General features: G+C 64.5%; 17 protein-coding genes. 8 read left to right on the top strand and 9 right to left on the bottom strand.

Annotated elements, in window-relative coordinates:
- Window positions 1-32 precede the first annotated feature (32 nt).
- Window positions 33-2168 (top strand): YccS family putative transporter, encoded by a 2136-nt coding sequence (yccS, locus tag HB860_RS09540; protein ID WP_247626469.1) that lies wholly within the window; start codon window positions 33-35, stop codon window positions 2166-2168.
- A gap of 154 nt (window positions 2169-2322) precedes the next feature.
- On the top strand, window positions 2323-2679 hold the full coding sequence (locus tag HB860_RS09545) for a TusE/DsrC/DsvC family sulfur relay protein (protein WP_043132186.1): 357 nt from the start codon (window positions 2323-2325) through the stop codon (window positions 2677-2679).
- A gap of 109 nt (window positions 2680-2788) precedes the next feature.
- Here HB860_RS09545 and dedD read toward each other — a convergent pair whose 3' ends face one another.
- From dedD to HB860_RS09580, 7 genes are all read right to left on the bottom strand, one after another.
- Window positions 2789-3574, bottom strand: coding sequence for a cell division protein DedD (gene dedD, locus HB860_RS09550; RefSeq protein WP_247626470.1), 786 nt, complete (start codon window positions 3572-3574; stop codon window positions 2789-2791).
- Window positions 3575-3854: 280 nt separating this feature from the next.
- Window positions 3855-5111: a bifunctional tetrahydrofolate synthase/dihydrofolate synthase gene (folC, locus tag HB860_RS09555; RefSeq protein WP_247626471.1), complete on the bottom strand. Its 1257-nt coding sequence runs from the start codon at window positions 5109-5111 to the stop codon at window positions 3855-3857.
- A gap of 2 nt (window positions 5112-5113) precedes the next feature.
- Window positions 5114-5977 (bottom strand): acetyl-CoA carboxylase, carboxyltransferase subunit beta, encoded by an 864-nt coding sequence (accD, locus tag HB860_RS09560; protein ID WP_139439506.1) that lies wholly within the window; start codon window positions 5975-5977, stop codon window positions 5114-5116.
- Between the two features lie 118 nt (window positions 5978-6095).
- Window positions 6096-6905 (bottom strand): tRNA pseudouridine(38-40) synthase TruA, encoded by an 810-nt coding sequence (gene truA, locus HB860_RS09565; protein ID WP_247626472.1) that lies wholly within the window; start codon window positions 6903-6905, stop codon window positions 6096-6098.
- Between the two features lie 160 nt (window positions 6906-7065).
- Complete coding sequence (locus HB860_RS09570) at window positions 7066-9147, bottom strand: FimV/HubP family polar landmark protein (RefSeq protein WP_247626473.1); 2082 nt, start codon at window positions 9145-9147, stop codon at window positions 7066-7068.
- A 293-nt stretch (window positions 9148-9440) separates the two neighbouring features.
- Complete coding sequence (locus tag HB860_RS09575; protein ID WP_139439503.1) at window positions 9441-10457, bottom strand: aspartate-semialdehyde dehydrogenase; 1017 nt, start codon at window positions 10455-10457, stop codon at window positions 9441-9443.
- A 153-nt stretch (window positions 10458-10610) separates the two neighbouring features.
- Window positions 10611-11732, bottom strand: a complete 1122-nt coding sequence (locus HB860_RS09580) for a 4-phosphoerythronate dehydrogenase (RefSeq protein ID WP_247626474.1) — start codon at window positions 11730-11732, stop codon at window positions 10611-10613.
- Window positions 11733-12024: 292 nt separating this feature from the next.
- Between HB860_RS09580 and HB860_RS09585 the strand changes: the two genes are divergently transcribed.
- Window positions 12025-12747: a phosphatase PAP2 family protein gene (locus HB860_RS09585; protein ID WP_247626475.1), complete on the top strand. Its 723-nt coding sequence runs from the start codon at window positions 12025-12027 to the stop codon at window positions 12745-12747.
- 75 nt (window positions 12748-12822) lie between these two features.
- Here the strand turns inward: HB860_RS09585 and HB860_RS09590 are convergent, their stop codons facing one another.
- Window positions 12823-13644: a MetQ/NlpA family ABC transporter substrate-binding protein gene (locus HB860_RS09590; RefSeq protein ID WP_247626476.1), complete on the bottom strand. Its 822-nt coding sequence runs from the start codon at window positions 13642-13644 to the stop codon at window positions 12823-12825.
- Between the two features lie 342 nt (window positions 13645-13986).
- On the opposite strand from HB860_RS09590, the gene HB860_RS09595 reads away from it, so the two are divergent.
- From HB860_RS09595 to HB860_RS09605, 3 genes are all read left to right on the top strand, one after another.
- On the top strand, window positions 13987-14352 hold the full coding sequence (locus tag HB860_RS09595) for a VOC family protein (RefSeq protein WP_247626477.1): 366 nt from the start codon (window positions 13987-13989) through the stop codon (window positions 14350-14352).
- 84 nt (window positions 14353-14436) lie between these two features.
- Window positions 14437-14976 (top strand): hydrolase, encoded by a 540-nt coding sequence (locus HB860_RS09600; RefSeq protein WP_247626478.1) that lies wholly within the window; start codon window positions 14437-14439, stop codon window positions 14974-14976.
- A gap of 235 nt (window positions 14977-15211) precedes the next feature.
- Entirely contained in the window at window positions 15212-16291 is a 1080-nt protein-coding gene (locus tag HB860_RS09605) for an SGNH/GDSL hydrolase family protein (protein WP_247626479.1), read from the top strand.
- 96 nt (window positions 16292-16387) lie between these two features.
- Here the strand turns inward: HB860_RS09605 and modF are convergent, their stop codons facing one another.
- Window positions 16388-17845, bottom strand: a complete 1458-nt coding sequence (gene modF, locus HB860_RS09610; protein ID WP_247626480.1) for a molybdate ABC transporter ATP-binding protein ModF — start codon at window positions 17843-17845, stop codon at window positions 16388-16390.
- A gap of 302 nt (window positions 17846-18147) precedes the next feature.
- Between modF and asp the strand changes: the two genes are divergently transcribed.
- Window positions 18148-20022: a serine protease Asp gene (gene asp / locus HB860_RS09615; RefSeq protein ID WP_247626481.1), complete on the top strand. Its 1875-nt coding sequence runs from the start codon at window positions 18148-18150 to the stop codon at window positions 20020-20022.
- Between the two features lie 18 nt (window positions 20023-20040).
- Window positions 20041-20502 carry a serine protease chaperone gene (locus HB860_RS09620; RefSeq protein WP_247626482.1) on the top strand — a complete coding sequence of 154 codons (462 nt, stop codon included), beginning with the start codon at window positions 20041-20043 and terminating at the stop codon, window positions 20500-20502.
- The last annotated feature ends 64 nt before the right edge of the window (window positions 20503-20566 follow it).

Genomic DNA, 20566 nt, shown 5'->3' on the forward strand with positions numbered 1-20566 from the left:
CTTTCGTTTCGCTCAAGGGTTGCGTCTATCCCATGCCCATGGATTTCTCAGGTTTATTGCGCCGTCTGCTGACCGACAGCCATATCTACTTCGCCCTCAAGGTACTGCTGGCCATCCTGGGGCTGCTCGCCTTCGCCCTGGCCACAGGCGACATCCAGCTCACCGTGCTGCTCTCCCTCGGGGTCGTGGCGGGGGCCATCGCCGAGACCGATGACAGCCTGTGGGGCCGGGTCAAGAACCTCGCCATGACCCTGGTCTGCTTCCTGTTTGCCTCCCTGTGCGTGCAGTACCTCTTCCCCACCCCCTGGCTGTTTGCCCTTGGGCTCGCGGGATCCACCTTCCTCTTCGTGATGGTGGGGGCGCTCGGGCAACGTTACGCCACCATCAGCTTCGGCTCCCTGCTCATCGCCATCTACACCATGCTGGGGGCCGCCAAGGCGCCGGATCTCTTCTACCAGCCGCTGGCGCTCGGTGCCGGCGCCCTCTGGTACGGCCTGGTGTCGCTGGTCTGGCTCTGGCTGCTGCCCTACAAGACACTGCATGAGCAGCTCGCCCAGAGCTATTTCGCCCTCGGCCGCTACCTGCTGGAAAAATCCCGCTTCTTCCCGGCGGACGAGCACGGCGCCCAGGCCATTCGCCACAACCTGGCCCAGCTCAACATCAACCTGGTCAATGCCCTGAACCTGACCAAGACGGCGCTCAACGCCCGCCTCAGTACCCACCATCAGGCGGCGCCCGAGCTGGCCGGCCTGCTGCGGCTCTACCTGCTGGCGCTGGAGATCCAGGAGCGGGCCACCTCCAGCCACTACCCCTACAGCCGGCTCGAGGCCGAGCTCAAGCAGGGCATAGTGCTGGACGGCTTCCAGGAGGTGTTCCTGCAGCTCTCGGAGGCGTGCCAGCGACTCGGTTACGCCATCCTGGTGCACAAGCCCTATGCCCATCACAAGCGCATCCACTGGACCCTGGAGGCCCTCGGCGACCAGCTGGAGTTCACCCATCTCAAGCAGCACTATCCCAAGACCCTGCTGACGCCGATGAAGTTCCTGCGCCGCAACCTCGCCAGCATCAACCAGCTGCTGGCCAGCGCCGAGGAGCTGCAAAACCCCGCCGCCCCGCCCGCCAGCCTGCCGCCCCTGGCGAGGCCTGCCCCCTTGCCGCTGCTGACCCTGCTCAAGCAGCACCTGACCCCGGACTCCATGGTGTTTCGTCACGCCCTGCGACTGTCGCTGGGGCTGGTGGTGGGTTACGGCATACTGCAGGCCTTCAGCCTGGACAAGGGCTACTGGATACTGCTGACGGTGCTGTTCGTCTGCCAGCCGAGCTACAGCGCCACCCGGCGCCGTCTGGTGCAGCGGATGCTCGGCACCTTCGCCGGCATCTTGATAGGCGTGCCCGTGCTCTGGCTCTTCCCCGAGCTGCACCTGCAACTGGGGATCATGGGGCTGGCCGCCTTCCTGTTCTTCACCCAGGTGCGCAGCAACTACAGCGCCGCCGTCTGCTTCATCACCCTCTACGTGCTGATGGCATTCAACCTGCTGGACGGCATCGGCTTCGCCATCCTGGGACCGCGCCTGCTCGATACCCTGCTCGGCTGCCTGCTCTCCTACGCCCTGGTGGCCTGGCTCTGGCCGGACTGGCAATACAAGCGGCTGCCGACCCTGATTGCCAACTCCCTCTCCGCCAACGCCCGCTACCTGTCGGCGGTGCTCGCCAGTCTGCACCGCCAGCGCGACGAGTCCCTCGACTACCGGGTGGCCCGCAAGTGTGCCCACCTCGCCGACAGCGAGCTGGCCATGGCCTGGCAGAGCATGCTGGTGGAGCCGAGCAAGCGCCGCCGCTTCCTCGATCTCTGCTTCACTCTCACCTGGCGCAACCACGCCCTGCTCTCCTACATCTCGGCCCTCGGGGCCCATCGGGACAGGCTGGAACCCATCGAGGGCCTTGACGAGATCAGCCGCCACATCAGCCATACCCTGGAGCGGGCCGCCGGCCATCTGGCGGGGGAGATGCCGGCCCGGCTCGAGGGGGTATGCCCGGCCATCACCCCGGACAGCAGCGAGGAGCAGCTGATGCTGACCCAGCAGCTCACCCTCATCAGCCAGCTGGCCGATGAACTGCTGATGCTGGCCAACGACGGCCAGCTGCTCACCCGGCAAGGCAACGCCTGACGGGCGAAGAAAGGCACCAGTCCAGAGAACGCACACCGGGCGCGGCGACGACCCTGCCCGGTGAATTGTGCCCCCTGGCGCGTCTGCGCCGGTTGCTCACCGAAGATCAAGGCGCTACCATGCCCGCCCAATCCCGACAGCCCGAGGAGCCTCCATGTCCGAGCACCCGTCCGAACACCATCAGCTGCATTTCAACGGCCAACTCATCGAGACCGATGCCAAGGGCTATCTGCGCCACAGCGAAGAGTGGAGCGAGGCACTGGCGCTGGTATTGGCCGAGCAGGAGGGCATAGTGCTGGAGGAGCCGCACTGGGAAGTGGTGCGCTTCGTGCGGGCGTTTTATCTGGAGTTCAACACCTCCCCCGCCATCCGCGCCCTGGTCAAGGCGATGGAGAAGCAGTACGGCCCGGAGAAGGGCAACAGCCGCTACCTCTACAAGCTGTTCCCCGAGGGGCCCGCCAAGCAGGCCACCAAGATCGCCGGCCTGCCCAAGCCGGTGAAGTGCATCTAGAAACCAGCCCGGCCTCTCCCTGAAAGGCCATCAACGGGAGCAAAAAAATACCGCGCCCATCTGTCAAATGAGGCGCGGTATTTTTTGTTCGGCGTTCGTCAAACCCCCATCAGGGGTTGTAGGCCACCACGGAGCCGCTCAGCCCCGTCATCTGGCTTATCCTGCTCTGCATGCCCTGCAGCTTGGCCTTGGAGACATCCGGCCCGATAAAGACCCGGTTGATCTGCCCCTGCACCGGGGTCCTCGGCGAGGTCTGGGCCGAGTAGCCGGCCGCCCTCAGCTTGCCCACCAGGGCATTGACGCTGTCGGCATTCTTGAAGGCGCCGAGCTGCAGGATCCAGCTGCCCTGGGCCGGGGCCGCCGCCGCGGGTGCCGGGGTGGCAGCCTGGGTCGTCATCTTGCTGGCGATGAGATCGTCCATGGACTTGATCTGGCCCGCCTGCGGTTTGCTCTCCACCGGCTTCTTCACCTCCACCGGCTTGGGGGGCAGCGGCTTGGGCTTGGGCTGCTCCACCGGTTTCTTCGCCACCACCTCGGGCTTGGGCACGGGTTTGGGCTCAGGCTTGGCCACAACCTGGGTCGCTGGCTGTGCCTGGGCGGCAGCAGAGGCCTGATTGGCGGCCAGGGTCACCGTATCCCCGATCTCTTCTACCTGCCACTGGGTGGCGGCAGAGGCCTGCTGCTGGCTCGCCAGGTGATCGGCCGGCAGGGTGCTGGCGGCAGAGACCTGCAAGGCGGGTTTGGCGGGCTCGAGCTCGGGGCGCAGCGGGATCTTGGCAAACGCCTCCTCCTTCTGCTCCAGCTTGTTGCCGTCCATCAGATCCGGCAGAAAGATGACAACCAGGGCGACCAGGATGACGGTCCCCACCAATCTATTTTGAAACTTCGAAGCCAAGGTAATTTCCACCCATGTTACTTAGACTCAACTGCAATCTTGCGGACATCCACGATGAACGGTCCCCGGCAGCATGCTGTTTTGCAACCTCGCAGCCAAGTTAATTTCCACCCATGTTACTTAAACTCAACTGCAATCTTGCGGACATCCACGATGAACGGTCCCCGACAGCCATGCTGTTTTGCAACCTCGCAGCCCAGTTAATTTCCAGCCAAGTTACTTAGACTCAACGGCCTGCAATCTTGCGGACATCCACGATGCGAAGAGCCGGTCGGGCCGCTCAGGCGCTCGCCGCCAGCACGTCGGCGACAGTGTAAAACGAACCAAAGACGATGACCATATCATCAGGACTCGATGCGGCCAGGGCAGCACGATAAGCCGCGCTCACGCCGTCAAAGGTCGCCGCCGGTCCCTGCCCGTCCCCGAGGGCGGCGGCAAGCTGCTCTGCGGTGGCGGCGCGCGGGCCTGTGAGGCTCGCCAGGAACCACTGGTCGATGAGGCCATCGAGTTCGGCCAGCGACCCTGCCATGTCCTTGTCTTTCAGCATGCCCACCACGGCGCGGCGCTTGCCCTTGCAGGGGATCTGGCGCAGCTGGCTCGCGAGATAAGCCGCCGAATGGGGATTGTGGGCCACATCGACGATGACCAGGGGCTCGTTTTGCAGCCGCTGCATTCGCCCCGCCAGCCGGGCATTGGCCAGCCCGTCACGGATCGCGGACTCCGAGAGCGGCAAGCCGAGGGATTCCAGCGCCGCCAGCACGGTGACCGCGTTCATCAGCGGCAGGGCGGGTTTGGGCAGCCCCAGCCAGTGGTTCAGGCCATGGTAATCCCAGTCTGCATCGTGCTCATCGCCGTGGAAGTCGCGGCCGACCTGGCGCAGGCAGGCGCCAAGACGCGCCGCTTCGCTGGCGATGGTCGCTGGCGGGTTGGGCTCGCCGCTGATGGCGGGTTTGCCGGCGCGATACACCCCGGCCTTCTCCACCGCCACCGCTTCGCGGGTATCCCCGAGCCAGTCGCAGTGATCCAGCGCAATGGAGGTGATCAGGGCCACGTCGGACTCCACCACATTGGTGGCGTCGAGCCGGCCGCCCAGCCCCACTTCCAGCAGCAGCACGTCGGGGGCGGCGCGGCAGAAGAGCCACAGGCCCGCCAGGGTGGCGAACTCGAAGAAGGTGAGGGCAATCTCGCCGCGGGCCGCTTCCACCTCGGCAAAGGCGGCGCAGTGCTCGCTGTCAGAGAGCTCGGCCCCGTCGATACGCACCCGCTCGGTAAAGCGCAGCAGGTGCGGCGAGGAGTAGACCCCCACCTGGTAACCGGCGGCCATCAGTATGCTGGCGGCCATGGCGCAGGAGGAGCCCTTGCCGTTGGTGCCCGCCACCGTGATCACCTTGAACGGCAACTGGGTAAGGCCCATGCGCCGGGCAACGGCGCCGACCCGCTCCAGACCCATGTCGATGTTGACCGGATGGATCCGTTCCAAATAAGAAAGCCAGTCGACCAGCGACCGGCTTTGAGATTGTTGCATGTGCGAACTCATGTTCAGTCTTCGATGACCTGAGTATTCATCAGCTTGGCCAGCAGGCCGGCCAGACGGCTGCGCATTTCGCGGCGGTCGATGATGAGATCGATGGCGCCCTTTTCCAGCAGGAACTCGGAGCGCTGGAAGCCTTCCGGCAGCTTCTCGCGCACTGTCTGCTCGATGACGCGGGGACCGGCGAAGCCGATCAGCGCCTTGGGCTCGCCCACGTTGATGTCACCCAGCATGGCCAGACTGGCGGAGACGCCCCCCATGGTGGGGTCGGTCAGCACGGAGATGAACGGCAGGCCCGCCTTGGTGAGGCGATCGAGCGCCGCACTGGTCTTGGCCATCTGCATCAGGGAGAAGAGCGCTTCCTGCATCCGCGCCCCACCCGAGGTGGAGAAGCAGACCAGGCCGCGGCCTTCCTTGATACTCTCCTCGACGGCGCGCACGAAGCGGGCACCGACCACGGAGGACATGGAGCCACCGATGAAGGAGAACTCGAATGAACAGGCGACGACCGGCACCCCCTTGAGGGTCCCCTTCATCACCACCAGCGCATCTTTTTCTCCCGTCTCTTTCTGAGCGGCAGACAAACGATCCTTGTAGCGCTTGGAATCCTTGAATTTCAAGATGTCCTGCGGCTCCAGCTCGGCACCGACCTCGGTGCGGCCCTGCTCGTCGAGGAAGCTCTCGAGGCGGGCGCGGGCGCTGATCCGCATATGATGATCACACTTGGGGCACACTTCGAGATTGCGCTCCAGTTCTGCCCGGTAGAGCACCTGTTCGCAAGCGGTACACTTGGTCCACACCCCTTCCGGAATGTTGTGACGACGCGGTGTAGTGATCTTGCTCTTGGGAAGGATCTTCTCAAGCCAGCTCATGGAATTCCTTAATGCTTTTGTGCCTGACAAAACGCATCGGGCCTTGATTGTTCAATGACTTACGGCTCGATGGCAATAAATGACGGATCATTAAACCACAAATTTTCGGGCCCAGTTACTAAAAACTGGTCGTACCCGGTGCCGAGTCCGGCAGCCAGAGCGGGCCGAGCGGCAACTGCGGCAGGGCAAACTCTGCCGGGTAGTCCACGTCCACCAGATAGAGGCCCCCCGCCTTGGCGGTCGGCCCCGCCAGGTTGCGATCCCTGGCCGCCAGCACTTCGGCTATCCACTCCACGGGTTTTTGCCCCTGCCCCACCAGCAGCAGGGAGCCGGTGATGTTGCGCACCATGTGGTGCAGGAAGGCGTTGGCCTTGATGTCGAGCACTATGTAGGGGCCGGAGCGACTGACGCACAGGTGGGTCACATTGCGCCAGGGGGTGTTGGACTGGCAGGCGATGGCGCGGAAGGTGCTGAAGTCGTGCTCCCCGAGCAGGCTCTGGCCCGCCTGGTGCATCAGGTCGGCATCTATGGTCTCGTGGTAGTGGCTGACGCCGCTGCCGAGGATGGCCGGGCGGAAGTTATGGTTGTAGATGACATAACGGTAGCGACGGGCGGTGGCGCTGAAGCGGGCGTGGAAGTTCTCGTCCACCTCCTTGACCCAGCGCACGGCGATGTCCGGCGGCAGGTTGGAGTTGAGCCCCAGGGTCCAGGCACCCTCGGCGCGGTTCGCCTCGGTATCGAAGTGGATCACCTGGCCGGTGGCGTGCACCCCGGCATCGGTACGACCGGCGCACTGGATGGAGACGGGGTGGTTGGCGATGCGGCTGAGGGCTTTTTCCAGTTCGGCCTGCACGCTGATCACTTCGCGCTGACGCTGCCAGCCGAAATACCGGCTGCCGTCGTATTCAATACCTAGGGCAATTCGCATGGATGAATCTTGTCTTGTGGGGAAAGGATGAAAGAAACGGGCCGGATTATACGCCCTTGGGCCCAAAAGTCCCAGTTCGGGCCGGCATCCCGTGCCAGCGACCGACATGAAAGAGGGCAGCCCGCGGGCTGCCCTCTGTGTTCATCACCGGCAAAGGGGATCACCCCAGGCGTCTGAGCAGCTTCTCGGCTTCGCTGCGCTGGTGCTCGCTGCCCTGGGCCGCCGCCTCTTGCAGCAGCTCGCGGGCGCTCTCCTTGTCGTCGATCTCGAGGTAGGCCCGGGCCAGATCCAGCTTGGCCCCCACGCCGCCGTCATCGGCATCCACATCGAACCCGGTGGACTCCGGCAACACCTCGGGGAAGCCATCCAGCCCCACGTCCAGGGAGAAGCCCTGGTAGGGCTCCTGCTCCGTGCTGCTGGCGTTGGCCTCCGCCAGGAGCTTGTCTATCTCCACGTAGTCGTTCGCCTGCGCCTGCTCACGGGGCTTCAGATCGCCCTGATGGGGCTCCACCTCGGTGAAGGCATCCTCGAAGTCCGCCAGGGCCAGCTCGTTGGGATCCCAGGCCGGCGCCGCCGGCTTGGTGGGCTCCAGCCCGAGCTCGGCCAGCATGTCATCGATATCATCCTTGCCATAGGCGTCGTCGCCTCGGGCAGCGGTGTCGGTGGCAGGCTCCTGGAAGTCGGTCTCGAGATCGCTGAGATCAAAGTTGGCAAGCGCCCCATCGCGCTGGCTTCTGCTCTGCTCCTGCGCCTGGCTGAGATCGGCCTCGAGATCGGCATCCAGCTCGGCGAACAGGGCCGCTTGCAGCTCCTCCTCGCTCATGAGCTCGTCGTCGGCCCGGGCCCTGGCCTCGGACTCGCCGGAGAGATCCAGCTCGGGGGCCAGGGGCAGACTGAAGTCACCCTCGTGGGCCAGGTCGAGCTCGGGCACCAGATCCGGATCCCGGTTGGCCGTCGTCACCGCAGGCTCCACATCGAAGGCGGACAGGGCCATCTCATCATCGCTGAAGACGACGTCAGTCGGGGCCTTGGCACCCTCCTGACGGCCATTGTCACCCGGCCCAAGATCCGGCATGGCGTGCATGGGCTCGTCATCGGCGATGCCGACCGTCATCAGCTGGTCAAACTCGCTGCTCTCCTCCCCCATCACCATGGAGGTGGACTCCGACAGGCTCTTCTCCTGCTCTTCCAGCTCGCGGCGGGCGCGGGCCCGCAGCCAGAGCGTCACCAGGGCCAGCACCAGCAGCACGGGCAGCAGGATGATCATGGCGAGGTTGAGCGGCGAGGCGAGCAGCTCCATCACCCAGTTCTGCTTGGGTGCGGGGGCCACCACGGGCGGCACCGGCTTGGCCTTGAGCTCCGCCACCTCTTTTTGCAGCGCGGTCTGATCCTGCAGCTGGGCCTTGAGGGTCTCCACCTCTTCGGTCAGGGACTGCAGGCGCAGCTTGAGCCTGTGGTTCATCTCGGTGACCTGACCGAGCTGGGCGTTGGCATCTTCCAGCGCCAGCGCCATCTCGGTGGAGGGCTTGCCCACCACGGCGGCGGCACTGACCGGCAAGGGGGCCGGGGCTGCGGTTGGCGCGGCGGCACTCGCCGCCGGAGCGGCCGCCTTGGCGATCGCCGTCACCTCGGTCGCCGCCTGGGGCGCGCTCACCTTGGCGGCGGTCGGAAGGGGGGCCGCCTTGGCCACGGCCTTGACCGGCGCGCGGGTCGCCGGCTTGGTCGCCACCGGATGGGTCTGCTTCTCGGCCAGGTATTTGGGGCTCAGCCCCTTCCAGCTGGCGTTGTCGCTGTTGAAGCGGCGACGGGCCTCGGCGTCCGTGATGCGGCCCGCCTCGGCGGCGCTTGGCAGCAGAATGCGGGATCCCACCAGGATGTGGTTGATGTTGCCGTCGGCAAAACTCTTGGGATTCTTGTCATAGATCGCCACCATGGTCTGGTAGACGGTCACCCGGCTGGAGGGGCGATGCTTGCTCGCCAGGCTCCAGAGGGTATCGGTGGAACGGACAGGGCCATAGCTGCCCGCGGCGGCGCTGGGCGCCTGACGCACTATGGGCTGGGCCCTGGGAGCCGGCTGGGCCGGTGCCACGGGCTGGGCCTGAGGCTGAACGACAGGAGGCGCGGCACCGTCCGGGCCCTTGAGCTCGACAAAGAAAGGCTCTCGCCCCGCCTCATCGGCCTGAGCCGTGCCCAGAAGACCCAATGCGAGTAGCGTTGCCAGCGTTATGCGGGAATGTCCCATATTCGTTCCTTCGTATGATGGCCCTATCACATTGAAAAATCTGGATAGTTACCCCAAAACAATCGGCTCAATATAAATCAGCCGCCGGTCTCAAGCCAGCGATCCGACATATTTCGCGTCCACATGCCGCCATAGAGCGGCCCCAGACGCGAACCCGAGTGTAGAAAAAAACCTAGCTCACTGATATCACGCGACATTCTTAAAACCGGAGAGTGCGCCCCCGGTCACATCCCGGGACCCTGGCTCATCTCCTCGGGCGGGGCTCCCTCCCCGCCGCAGGCCGCAAAACGGCCTCAGAGGTAGTCGCGCACCAGCAGCTCGGCAATCTGCACGCTGTTGGTCGCCGCGCCCTTACGAACGTTATCGGCCACGATCCACATATTGATACCGCTCGGGTGAGAAATATCCTGGCGCACCCGGCCAACCAGCACCTCGTCCTTGCCGGTGGCGTCGCGCACCGGGGTCGGGTAGTCCGCATCGTCGTCAAACAGGGTGACCCCGGGGGCATTGCGCAGCAGCTCCTTGACCTGCTCGGCGTCCAGCGGCTGGTGCAGCTCGACGTGGACCGCCTCGGCGTGACCGTAGAACACCGGCACCCGCACGCAGGTGGGGTTCACGGCTATGCTGGCATCCCCCAGGATCTTCTGGGTCTCCCACACCATCTTCATCTCTTCACGGGTGTAACCGTTGTCGGTGAAGCTGTCGATCTGCGGGATCAGGTTGAAGGCGATCTGCTGCGGATAGATGGTCGGCTCCACCGGACGGCCGTTGAGCAGATGGGCGGTCTGGCCCGCCAGCTCGCTCACCCCTTCCTTGCCGGAGCCGGAGACGGACTGGTAGGTCGCCACGTTGATGCGGGCGATGCCCACCTCGTCCTGCAGGGGCTTGAGGGCAACCAGCATCTGTATGGTGGAGCAGTTGGGGTTGGCGATGATGTTGCGGTTGCGAAAATCCGCCAGAGCATCCGGGTTCACTTCCGGGATCACCAGGGGGATATCTTCGTCGTAACGGAAGCAGGAGGTGTTGTCGATGACGATGCAGCCCTGCTCGGCCGCGATGGGCGCCCACTTGGCAGAGACCTCGGCACCGGCGGAGAAGAGGGCGATCTGCACCTGGCTCCAGTCAAACTCCTCGACATCCTTGATCTCGATGTTCTTGCCGCCAAAGCGCACTGTGTCGCCGGCGCTGCGGCTGGAGGCCAGGGGGTAGAGGGTGGCGACCGGGAAGGCGCGCTCCTCCAGGATCTCGATCATGGCCTGACCCACGGCGCCGCTCGCGCCCAGTACCGCTACGTTGAATTGTTGACTCACTGATGTTCTCTCCTGTGATATTGCCCGCCGATGAGGCCGACCGGGTCGGCATCAGGGGCGGCAGGCGTGATCTGTCTGATGGTCGGCCGGCAGGGTGCGGGCCGAGACGGAGGACCCCGATCCGGTGATCGGAGCCCCCGCATGAATTCCGGTTTATTGTTGCGAGATGGCAAAGCCCAGCCGGGCCAGCCTGTCGCAGGCGAAGGGGCCGCTGACCTGCAAGGAGGAGAGCTCGCGCCGCTCCGGGTAGTCCTTGCGCTGCCCATCGAAGCTGCCGGGCAACCCGATCCGGTTGCGAAAGCGGGCATCGTCCCGGCGCACGTCATAGATGAGGTGGACCAGCTGCTTGATCAACCCCTGATCGGCGGGCTGACCCGGCGTCAACTCGCGCACCTCGGGGGCGGGCAGCAGGGATTGCAGATCCTGGCGCGCCGTGCGCCCCAGCTGCTGGCAGAGCGCCTGATAGAGCATCCAGGTGCCGCGGGCCTTGCCCTCCAGGCTGTAGCCGGCGATGTGCGGAGTGGCTATCTCGGTGTAAGGCACCAGGGCCTCTAGGGGCTCAGGCTCCCCTTCCCACACGTCCATCACCAGCTTGAGCGGCGCTTGACTCTGCTGGCGCGCCAGCAAGGCTTGGTTGTCCCACACCTCCCCCCGGGAGGCATTGATAAGGAACTGGCCCCCGGGCAGCGCGGCTATCTCGCGCTCCCCCAGCAGGTGGAAGGTCGGCTCCGGCCCCTTGCGGGTCAGGGGCACATGGAAGCTGACGATATCGGCCCCAAGGGCCGTCTGATAATCGACAAAACCCGCACCGCCCTCAGTGCGTGCCCGCGGCGGATCGCAGCGCAGCACCTTCATGCCGAGCGCCTCTGCCTTGCCCGCAACGCACTCCCCCGTGTTGCCGGCGCCAATGACGGCGAGGCTCATCCGATCGAGGCTGAGCTCATGGCGCTCCGCCAGCACCAGCAGGGCCGAGAGCACATAGTCGCCCACCGAATACTTGTTGCAGCCGGGGGCGCTGAAGAAGGGGATACCCCGCTCGGCCAGGAGAGCGGTGTCGATGTGATCCGTGCCTATGGTGGCGGTGCCGACGAAGCCAAGCCGCGGGCAGCTGGCGAGCAGCCCGGCATCGACCCGGGTCACCGAGCGCACCAGCAGCACGTCGGCATCCTGCAGATCCGCCGCCCCTATCTGCCGTCCGGGCAGGGGGACGACCTCGCCAAACTCGGCAAACAGCTCGCAGGCATGGGGCATATTTTCATCAACGACGATCTTCATCGGCTCTCTTCTCATCCACAACCGGCCACAGGCGCGCCATTCTAGCCCAAGCGGGCCGAATTTTCAGAGACTTGTTCTCGGGTTGTCGTGGGCAAAGAGTGCGCCGCTCTCTTAAGGCGACAGGGAGCCAGGGCGTCGAAGCGGGTTCCCGGGCATCCACAGATGGCGCGTCGCACTCATATGTAACAACATGTTGCCCTCGCGCCCCCTGGCTTGACCAGGGGGGACGGGCTGGCACAATGACGCCTCTTTATCATCCGCCCTGTCATGTGCACCTGTTACGAGCCCTCTCATGCCGACTCATGCCTCTTCGTTGCCACGCCGCCGGGTGCTTGGTTTCAACGCCATACTGCTGCTGCCGCTGCTGCTGCTCGTCTGCCTGCCCTGGCAGCCCTTCATGACGGGTGCCCTGCAATCGGACTGGCTCTGGTGGCCCTATGCCCTCACCCGCATGGTGGACCTGCCCGGCCTTGCCATCACCATCGCCGCCTTGCTGCTGCTGACCCGACACAAGCTGACGCTCGGCCACACCGCCCTGCTGGCCCTCGCGGGCGCCCTCTTTGCCACGCTCGCGAGCGACTGGATCATCAAGAGCCTCATCAAGCAGCTGACCGAGGAGCCAAGGCCCTATCTGCTCTGGCTGGAGAGCCAGGAGCTTATCCCCGCCATCCGCCAGTTCTATGCCGGCAGCAGTGCGCTTCGCAGCGAACAGGTCCACGCCGCGACCCAGTTGCTGGCGCTGCCCGCCTGGCTCGGCCACCACTGGCAGACGGAGGTGAACTACGCCTTCCCCTCCGGCCACAGCATAGCCGCCATGAGCCTGGCCCAGTTCTTCGGCCTGATCTGGCTGGCCCGGGCCCCCGCCGGGGTCTGGCTGCTGCCGCTCTGGGCCATCGGCATCGGCCTGTCGCGCACCCTGATCGGCATGCACTGGCCCCTGGACGTGCTGGCGAGCGCCCTGCTTGGCAGCCTCACCGCCCTCGTCGCCGCCCGCTGGTGGCTGCACCGCTACTGATCTCCCAGATGAAAAAACGGGCACCAAGGTGCCCGTTTTTCGTTGCAGGTGCTGCTCTCAGCCCTGGCTCTGCTCTCAGCCCTGGCTCTGCCAGCCCTGAGGGTACTTGTAGCCGACGAAGCGCTTGGCGGCATAGGCCTTGAACTCGGGGGAGTTGTAGGCCGCCGCCACATCCTTGGCGAACGGCTTGTCCGCATCGGCCCCTTTGACCACCACCCAGTTGATGAAGTCATAGCTGCGCTCGAGGAAGAGACCCGTGCTGAAGGGGATCCCGCTCGAGGCGGCGAAGTTGCCGTTGATGACGGAGAAGTCCACGTCTTCACGGGAGCGGGGCAGTTGCGCCGCCTCCAGCAACACCAGCTTGATGTCGTGGGGGTTCTTCACCACATCGAACTCGCTCGCCTTGAGAGGGTTGATCCCCTCTTTGAGGGTGAGCCAGCCCAGGTCCTGCAGCATCAGCAGGGCCCGCGCCTGGTTGGTGGGATCGTTGGGAATGGCGACAGTGCTGCCCTCTTTCAGGGCCTTGAGATCCCCCAGCTTGCCGGCGTAGAGCCCCATGGGGCCGGTCGGCACCTGGGTGATCGGGGCCAGGGAGAGGCCCCGGTCTTTGGAGAAGCTCTCCAGATAGGGTTTGTGCTGGAAGCAGTTGACGTCCAGCGACCCGTCCGCCAGGGCGATGTTGGGGGTCACGTAGTCGGTGAACTCCACCAGTTTGACCTTGTAGCCCTTGGCTTCGAGCTGCGGCTTGATGGAGTCGGTCACCATGTCGGCGAAGTCCCCGACAGTAGTGCCTATCACTATCTCTTTCTTCGCCTCATCGATGGCAAAGGCTGACAGCGGCAGGCTGCTGGCGAGCAGCGCGAGGGCGGAGAGGGTGAAGAAGGAACGACGCTGCATAGAAACTCCCTGTCGAAATGATCATCAAAATGGTGGGGCCGCGGGTGTCATCATGAAGGCCGACACCACAACCATCTAGCCATCCAAACGGCTAATTAAGGACACCATAACAGAGCTTTTCCCCTTCGCCAAGCAACAAAACCGGGCAAGCTTGGCCAAAGAGAGGCAAAGCCCATCCACCCCCTGGATGAGAAATCTTTGACGGAGCACGCAGTTATGCGGCTTGCCCTCTCCCCGCTTGACGCAAAACCGGCTTATTGTGGTCATTCGATACCCATCTTCACGGGGTCCGATAAGGGTGCCGAGAGCCTGCTCAGCCCACAGACAGCACAAGGAGTAGCCGTGTTCGATCATGTTGAAATCAAGGTGGTGCGCGTCGACGACTGCCGACGCTTCTATGAAACCGTGCTGGCTCCTCTCTTGATAACACTCAAGTGGGCAGACAAAGACGCCGCAGGTTTCGGCCGGGTTGGGATAGAGCGGGGCCAACAGGGTGCCCCCTGCCATCTCGCCTTCGCGGCAAGCAGCGCGGCCCAGGTGGATGAGTTTCACCAGGCTGGCGTCAGGGCCGGCTTTGCCTGCAACGGGCAGCCGGGGCTGCGCCCCCACTATGCCCCCAATTACTACGCCGCCTTCCTGCTCGATCCGGACGGCAACAACATAGAGGCCCTGGCCTACCTTGACCCCCCTGGCACGGCAAGCGCGTGAAGGGGCGCCGTGCAGCTTGTCAGCAAGAGCCCGGCGTCGTTGAGCTCGGGACCGGGAAACTCGCCACATACAAAGGAGAAAATCATGCTTGAAAGCCGCGACACCGGCCTGCTGGTGGTCGATATCCAGGGCAAACTGGCCCGCCTGGTAGAGGGAAGCGACTCGCTCATCGCCAACACGGCCCGGCTGGTGCAGGGAGCCAAGGCGCTGGGGCTGCCGGTTGTCTGGCTGGAGCAGAACCCGGACAAGCTCGGCGCCACGGTGCCCGAGTTGCAGCCGCTGCAGGCGGGCACCCTTGTGCTGCCCAAGTACAGCTTCGGCGCCCTGGGGGAGCCGACGGTCGCCGATGCCCTCGCCGGAACCGGGGTCGGCCACTGGCTGGTGTGCGGCATCGAGGCCCATATCTGCGTCTACCAGAGTGCGCTGGGGCTTCTGGCGAGCGGCGCCCGGGTTTCTCTGGTGGTGGATGCTGTGTCGTCCCGCACCGTCGCCAACCGGGAGCTCGCCATCGGCCAGCTGGCGGCCCGGGGGGCATCCCTCACCTCGGTGGAGATGTGCCTCTACCAGCTGATGGGGGATTGCCGCCATCCGGCGTTTCGGGAGATCCTGGCCCTGGTGAAATGACCGCCACGCGGCACTTATTAATCTTCGAATAAAAAGTTTGATGGCCCCCACAAATCCTGATGATGCTGCTTTTATGCACAACACATCACCATATATCTTCATTTGGCGCCCACTTGCTAGGCGCCAAATGGCAGCGATGGTGACATATACCTGACCGGTTCCCGTCGTGTACGGAAGCGGATCCGGTATCTGGACTCTCCCTGTCGCGTTAACCCAACACAGCACAGGGATCAGCATGAAGACAGTGAAAGGACTCCTCCTGCTCGCCGCCGTGGGGCTGGCTGCCGAGACACAGGCCGCCCGCATCGAAGCCACGGATCATCGTCTCAATTACGAGGGGCGCATCGTGCGCGACTGGGTCAAGCAGGACGTGCAATTCAACTGGCCGGCCACCCGGCTCTCATTCCTCTTTCAGGGGAGCGATCTGGCGATCGCCATAGATGGACAGCAAAGCCAGTTCGATCTGCTGATCGATGGCCAGCTACACGGTGTCATCAAGACCGATCAGGGCATGAACACCTATCCCCTCCTGCAACTGCCCCAACCCCGCGCGGTAAGGGTCGAGCTGGTCAAACGCACCGAGACCTATGACGCCATGCTGACCCTGGACGCCCTGATCACTGACGGGGTGGTGAGCGGCATCTGGCAGCAGAAACCCCATCTGTTGTTTGTCGGTGACTCCATCAGCGCTGGCATGGGCAGCGAGTCGGACAAGCGGGAATGCAGCTGGGAGGAGAACCTCAACAGCTCCAACGCCCGGCTCGCCTTCCCGGCCAAGACGGCAGCACTGCTCGGGGCCACACACAGCCAGGTCTCTTACTCCGGGCTCGGGCTCTTGCGCAACTGGGACGGCAATCAACCCCATCATGCCCTGCCCCACTACCTGAACAAGGCTGGCGCCGTCTATCAGGGCGGCACCGACTTCGAGAGCCAGCACCCTGCGCTGATCGTCGTCGAGCTCGGCACCAATGACTTCAGCTCTGAACTGCAACCCCATGAGCCCTGGCAGGATCAGGAGGCATTCCAGCAGGCCTGGGTTGATGGTTATGTCGACCTGCTGCGCGATCTGCGCCAACGCTATGACAGCCCGCCCATCATTCTCATGGGCCAATATCTCTGGCCCCATGACAGGCTCAACCAGGCACTGGCCCGCCTGCAACAACAGCTAGCCCTGTTGGGGGATCCCCCGGTACTGGTCGAGCAAATGCGCTCCGACAACTCAGGCTGCCTCTGGCATCCGACTGCCGCCGAGCACGACGGCATAGCGGCGAGCCTGGCCGGGCTTATCCGCCAGCAAGGGCTATTGCCTGAATAGGGGCAGCTTGCGGCATCCAGTTAAGAAGGCATAAAAACGGCGCCCTATGGCGCCGTTTAGCTCACTCCGCATGGATGAATAGCCGCCTAACCGGTATCACCCCTCATCCAGCTTCTCCTGCAGATAGCGATACCCCCTCACGCCGTCTGGCACGAAGCTCAGCCGGTGGCTGAGGCCGGGGGGCGCATCCTCGGGGTGGTGGGAGACGAACAGCAACTGGGTGCCTTCCCCTATGAGGCGCACCACCATCTCCCGCACCAGGTGGCGGTTCAAGGGATCCAGCCCCTGCAGGGGCTCGTCCAGGATGAGCAGCGGCGGATGCTTGACCAGGGCCCGGGCGATGAGCACCAGGCGCTGCTGGCCGAAGGAGAGGGAGTGAAAGGGCTGCGCCCCCTGCTCCTTTAGCCCCAGCAGGAGCAGCCACTGGTTGGCGAGCGCCAGCTGGCGATCCCCCGGGTGGGTATAGAGGCCGATGGAGTCATAAAAGCCGGAGAGGACCACCGTCTGCACCGAACAATTGACGCGATAGTCCAGGTGCAGGGCCGGGCTCACCAGGCCGATGTGGCGCTTGATCTCCCAGATGCTCTCGCCACTGCCCCGGCGCACTCCGAACAGGCGCAGATCATTGCTGTACCCCTGCGGATGATCCCCTGTGATGAGGGCGAGCAGGGTCGACTTGCCGGCACCGTTGGGCCCCACCAGTTGCCAGTGCTCTCCCTCCTCTATGGTCCAGTCGAGCCCGTCGATGATGACCTGCTCCCCGTAGGCGACGCGCAAGGCGCGCATCTGTACCCGGGGGCCGGGGGGCAAGGGCGCGGGAGCCGTCAGCGGCGGGGGTAAGCGAGGTGAGGCGATTTCGGCCCGTGCCAGCTGGGCCACCTCCCGGCTGCCGAGCACGGCGTCACGCTCCCCCGCCAGCAGCAGGCTGAGCTCCCCGAGCAGGCCGAGGTGAGTGGCAAAGGGGGGTATCTCGTCGAAGCGGTTGACGATCACCACCAACCGCTGTCCCTCCCCGACCAGCTCTGCCAGCAGCCCCATCAGCTCCTGGCGAGAGCCCTGATCCAGCCCATCGAAGGGCTCGTCCAGCACCAGCAGTTCGGGCCTCCCCAGCAGGGCGCGGGCCAGCAGCAGCTTGCGCCCCTCCCCGCTCGAGAGATGGCGGTAGGGACGATCCCACAGGGACTCGATGCCGAAGCGCGCCAGCAGCGAGCGGGCCTGGGCCTCCTCGCCCCCCTCCTCCAGCATCAGGGTCGACACCCGATAGCCTGCCTCCTCCTCTTCCCCCAGCATGTCGGTGTTGCGCCGCTGCCAGTCCAGCTCCCCCAGCCGCTGCTGCGACTCGAAGGAGAGGCACTCGGCCCTCACCCGGCCAGTCACCTCCCCTGCACGGACGGCCAGCTCGCCGCACAGGGCAGAGGCCAACGCCGTCTTGCCGCTGCCGTTGCTGCCGACGAAGGCCCAGCACGCCTGAGGCGCCAGCTTGAGGTCGGGGATGAAGAGGGTCTGGTCGCCGTGAAGAGCCAGCCTGGCTGATTGCCACTGCAAAAGAGTCATGGATCCGTCCTGAGTGCTGTTTTGCCCTTACCTTAACAGGGATAGCGACCAGCGGCAGCCATGACAGGGGTGAGGGCGCTTCACAACAGGCCCTTCTATCAACAAAAAGATCATTAACGTTGAATGCGAATAACTCTCAATGAAACACGTAATCTGCCCCATTGATACCCCCATATGGGCTCAAATGAGATTTCTTTGAGCCCCCTCTCAACTCAGAAATGAGAGCCTTTTGAATCGTCTTTTCTCATGTATAGATGCCCGTCGCACCTCGGTGCGGTGCGCCCTTAAGATGGAGTTTATCAATGAGAAAAACATCGTTAGCATTGGCAATCACGGCCCTGCTCTCGGCCCTGCCTGTGGTCTCGGCGCAGGCTGCAGAGAGTTGTGCCCCCCTCACCGGCAGAGAAGTCGACATGGATACCGGCCGCACCAGCGCACAGCGCTGCCTGCCCGGCATCAACCCCCTGCAGGACCAGCAGTGGCACCTGCTCAACAGTGGCCAGCATGCCTTCAGTGCCCGTGGCGGCGTGGCGGGCAATGACCTCAACCTCTGGTGGGCCCACCGCACAGAGGTACTCGGCCAGGGGATCAATGTGGCCGTCGTGGACGACGGCCTGGCCATCGCCCACCCGGATCTCGCCGACAACGTCCGCCCCGGTTCGAAGAACGTGGTGACCGGCAGCGACGACCCGACGCCGACCGATCCGGACAGTGCCCACGGCACCTCTGTCTCCGGCATCATAGCGGCGGTCGACAACGCCATCGGCACCCGGGGCGTGGCCCCCCGTGCCCAGCTGCAAGGCTTCAACCTGCTCGACGACAATAGCCAGCAGTTGCAGCAAGACTGGCTCTATGCCCTCGGCAACAGCCAGGCCAGCCGCGACAACCGCGTCTTCAACCAGAGCTACGGCATGAGCCTGGTCGATCCCCAGGGGGCCGGCGGCCTCAACCAGGTGCAACTGGATCGCCTGTTTGAGCAGATGACCCTGAAGGCGCAAGGGGCCGCCTACATCAAGGCCGCAGGCAACGGCTTCAGCCGCATTGCCGCCGGCAACTATGTGCTCAACCGCACCGGCGGCGAGCTCAGACTGCCGTTTGAAAACAGCAACATAGATCCTTCCAACAGCAACTTCTGGAACCTGGTGGTCAGTGCCAGCAACGCGGACGGCGTGCGCTCCTCCTACTCCAGCGTCGGCAGCAACGTCTTCCTGACGGCCCCCGGCGGCGAGTACGGCACCGCCTCACCGGCCATGGTGACCACGGATCTGCCCGGCTGTGACATGGGCTACAACCGGGTAGACGATCCCAGCACCAACCGACTGCACGGCAACCCGGCGCTGGATGCAAGCTGCGACTACAACGGCACCATGAATGGCACCTCTTCGGCCACCCCGAACACAGCGGGCGCCATGACGCTGCTGATGTCGGCCTATCCGGACTTGTCGGTACGGGATCTGCGGGATCTGCTGGCGCGCAATGCCACCCGCATCGATGCCAACCAGGCAGCGGTCACACTGAGCTACACAGCCGCCAATGGTCAGCAACGCCGGGTGACCGGGCTGGAAGGCTGGGAGCGCAACGCCGCCGGGGTCTGGTTCAACCCGACCTACGGCTTTGGCCTCATCGATGTGAACAAGGCCCTGGCGAGCGCCGCCACTCACAATCCCTTGCCGCCGCTGGTACAGCTGCCCTGGCAGAAGGTGACTGTGCAAGGTGCCCAGGGCGCCATCCCGGATCTGGGCAGCAGCCCGACCACCTCCAGCACCCGGGTCAGTCAGCCGCTGACGGTGGAAGCGGTGCAGGTGCAGATCAGTCTGGATCACCAGCGGCTGCCCGATCTGCTGATCGAACTGGTCTCCCCCTCCGGCACCCGCAGCGTGCTGCTCAACCCCAACAACAGCCTGGTGGGTCAATCCCTCGACCGGCAGCAGTTGGGTTATGTGCGTACCAAGGGGCTGCGCGACATGCGCATGCTCTCCCACAAGTTCTACGGGGAATCCGCCGAGGGCGAGTGGCAACTGGCGGTGACCGACGTAGCCAGCGGCAACCGTCAGGTCTCGCTGCTCAATCGCAGCACCAACGCCCGCACGACCCTGACCGAGCGCAATAACAGCCAGCCGGGTCAACTGCTCAACTGGTCCCTGCGGGTGATCGGCCATGACGCAACCTCCCTCTAATCCCACAGGAGTCACAACATGAAACACAGCTTACTCAGCCTTGCCCTGGCAAGCCTGCTGGCCTCGGTTTCCGCTCAGGCCACGGCCGAAGAGTCGGTGGTCATCGAGGGCAAGCAGTACAGCACCATAGAGGTGAACGGTCAGACCTACCTCACGCCGGACAACGGCAGCAAGAAGCGCGTCGCCCGCAGCCTGGATGGCAAGACGGCACAACCTGGCCTGCGCAGCGGTGACATCTTGCTGCAGGGGGTCGCCAGCCCCGAGCTCACCGTCAGCGGTACCCTGCTGATCGAGGCCGACGAGCCTCAAGCCAGGGCACTGGCCACGCGCCACGGTCTGAGCTTCAAGCAGAGCAGTGGCGGCATCGCCCTGCTGGAGGCCAAGCCAGGCACCGATCTGAACGCCATCAGCGCCCGGCTCAAGCAGGAAGGTGTGAAGGTGCAGATCGAACTGGCCGGCGCCGAACAGCAGCCCAGGTGAAGCACGCCTCGCTCTGAAGCCGTCATCTCATCGAGGGGGCCATGGGCCCCCTCGTCTTTAGCCA

It is taken from the genome of Aeromonas genomosp. paramedia (genome assembly GCF_023093515.1).
Taxonomy (GTDB): domain Bacteria; phylum Pseudomonadota; class Gammaproteobacteria; order Enterobacterales; family Aeromonadaceae; genus Aeromonas.

Excerpts from the sequence above, each read along its gene's own strand:
- yccS (WP_247626469.1), top strand. The coding sequence starts at position 33 with ATGCCCATGGATTTCTCAGGTTTATTGCGCCGTCTGCTGACCGACAGC.
- HB860_RS09545 (WP_043132186.1), top strand. The coding sequence starts at position 2,323 with ATGTCCGAGCACCCGTCCGAACACCATCAGCTGCATTTCAACGGCCAA.
- folC (WP_247626471.1), bottom strand. The coding sequence starts at position 5,111 with ATGAGTTCGCACATGCAACAATCTCAAAGCCGGTCGCTGGTCGACTGG.
- accD (WP_139439506.1), bottom strand. The coding sequence starts at position 5,977 with ATGAGCTGGCTTGAGAAGATCCTTCCCAAGAGCAAGATCACTACACCG.
- truA (WP_247626472.1), bottom strand. The coding sequence starts at position 6,905 with ATGCGAATTGCCCTAGGTATTGAATACGACGGCAGCCGGTATTTCGGC.
- HB860_RS09570 (WP_247626473.1), bottom strand. The coding sequence starts at position 9,147 with ATGGGACATTCCCGCATAACGCTGGCAACGCTACTCGCATTGGGTCTT.
- HB860_RS09580 (WP_247626474.1), bottom strand. The coding sequence starts at position 11,732 with ATGAAGATCGTCGTTGATGAAAATATGCCCCATGCCTGCGAGCTGTTT.
- HB860_RS09585 (WP_247626475.1), top strand. The coding sequence starts at position 12,025 with ATGCCGACTCATGCCTCTTCGTTGCCACGCCGCCGGGTGCTTGGTTTC.
- HB860_RS09590 (WP_247626476.1), bottom strand. The coding sequence starts at position 13,644 with ATGCAGCGTCGTTCCTTCTTCACCCTCTCCGCCCTCGCGCTGCTCGCC.
- HB860_RS09600 (WP_247626478.1), top strand. The coding sequence starts at position 14,437 with ATGCTTGAAAGCCGCGACACCGGCCTGCTGGTGGTCGATATCCAGGGC.
- HB860_RS09605 (WP_247626479.1), top strand. The coding sequence starts at position 15,212 with ATGAAGACAGTGAAAGGACTCCTCCTGCTCGCCGCCGTGGGGCTGGCT.
- modF (WP_247626480.1), bottom strand. The coding sequence starts at position 17,845 with ATGACTCTTTTGCAGTGGCAATCAGCCAGGCTGGCTCTTCACGGCGAC.
- asp (WP_247626481.1), top strand. The coding sequence starts at position 18,148 with ATGAGAAAAACATCGTTAGCATTGGCAATCACGGCCCTGCTCTCGGCC.
- HB860_RS09620 (WP_247626482.1), top strand. The coding sequence starts at position 20,041 with ATGAAACACAGCTTACTCAGCCTTGCCCTGGCAAGCCTGCTGGCCTCG.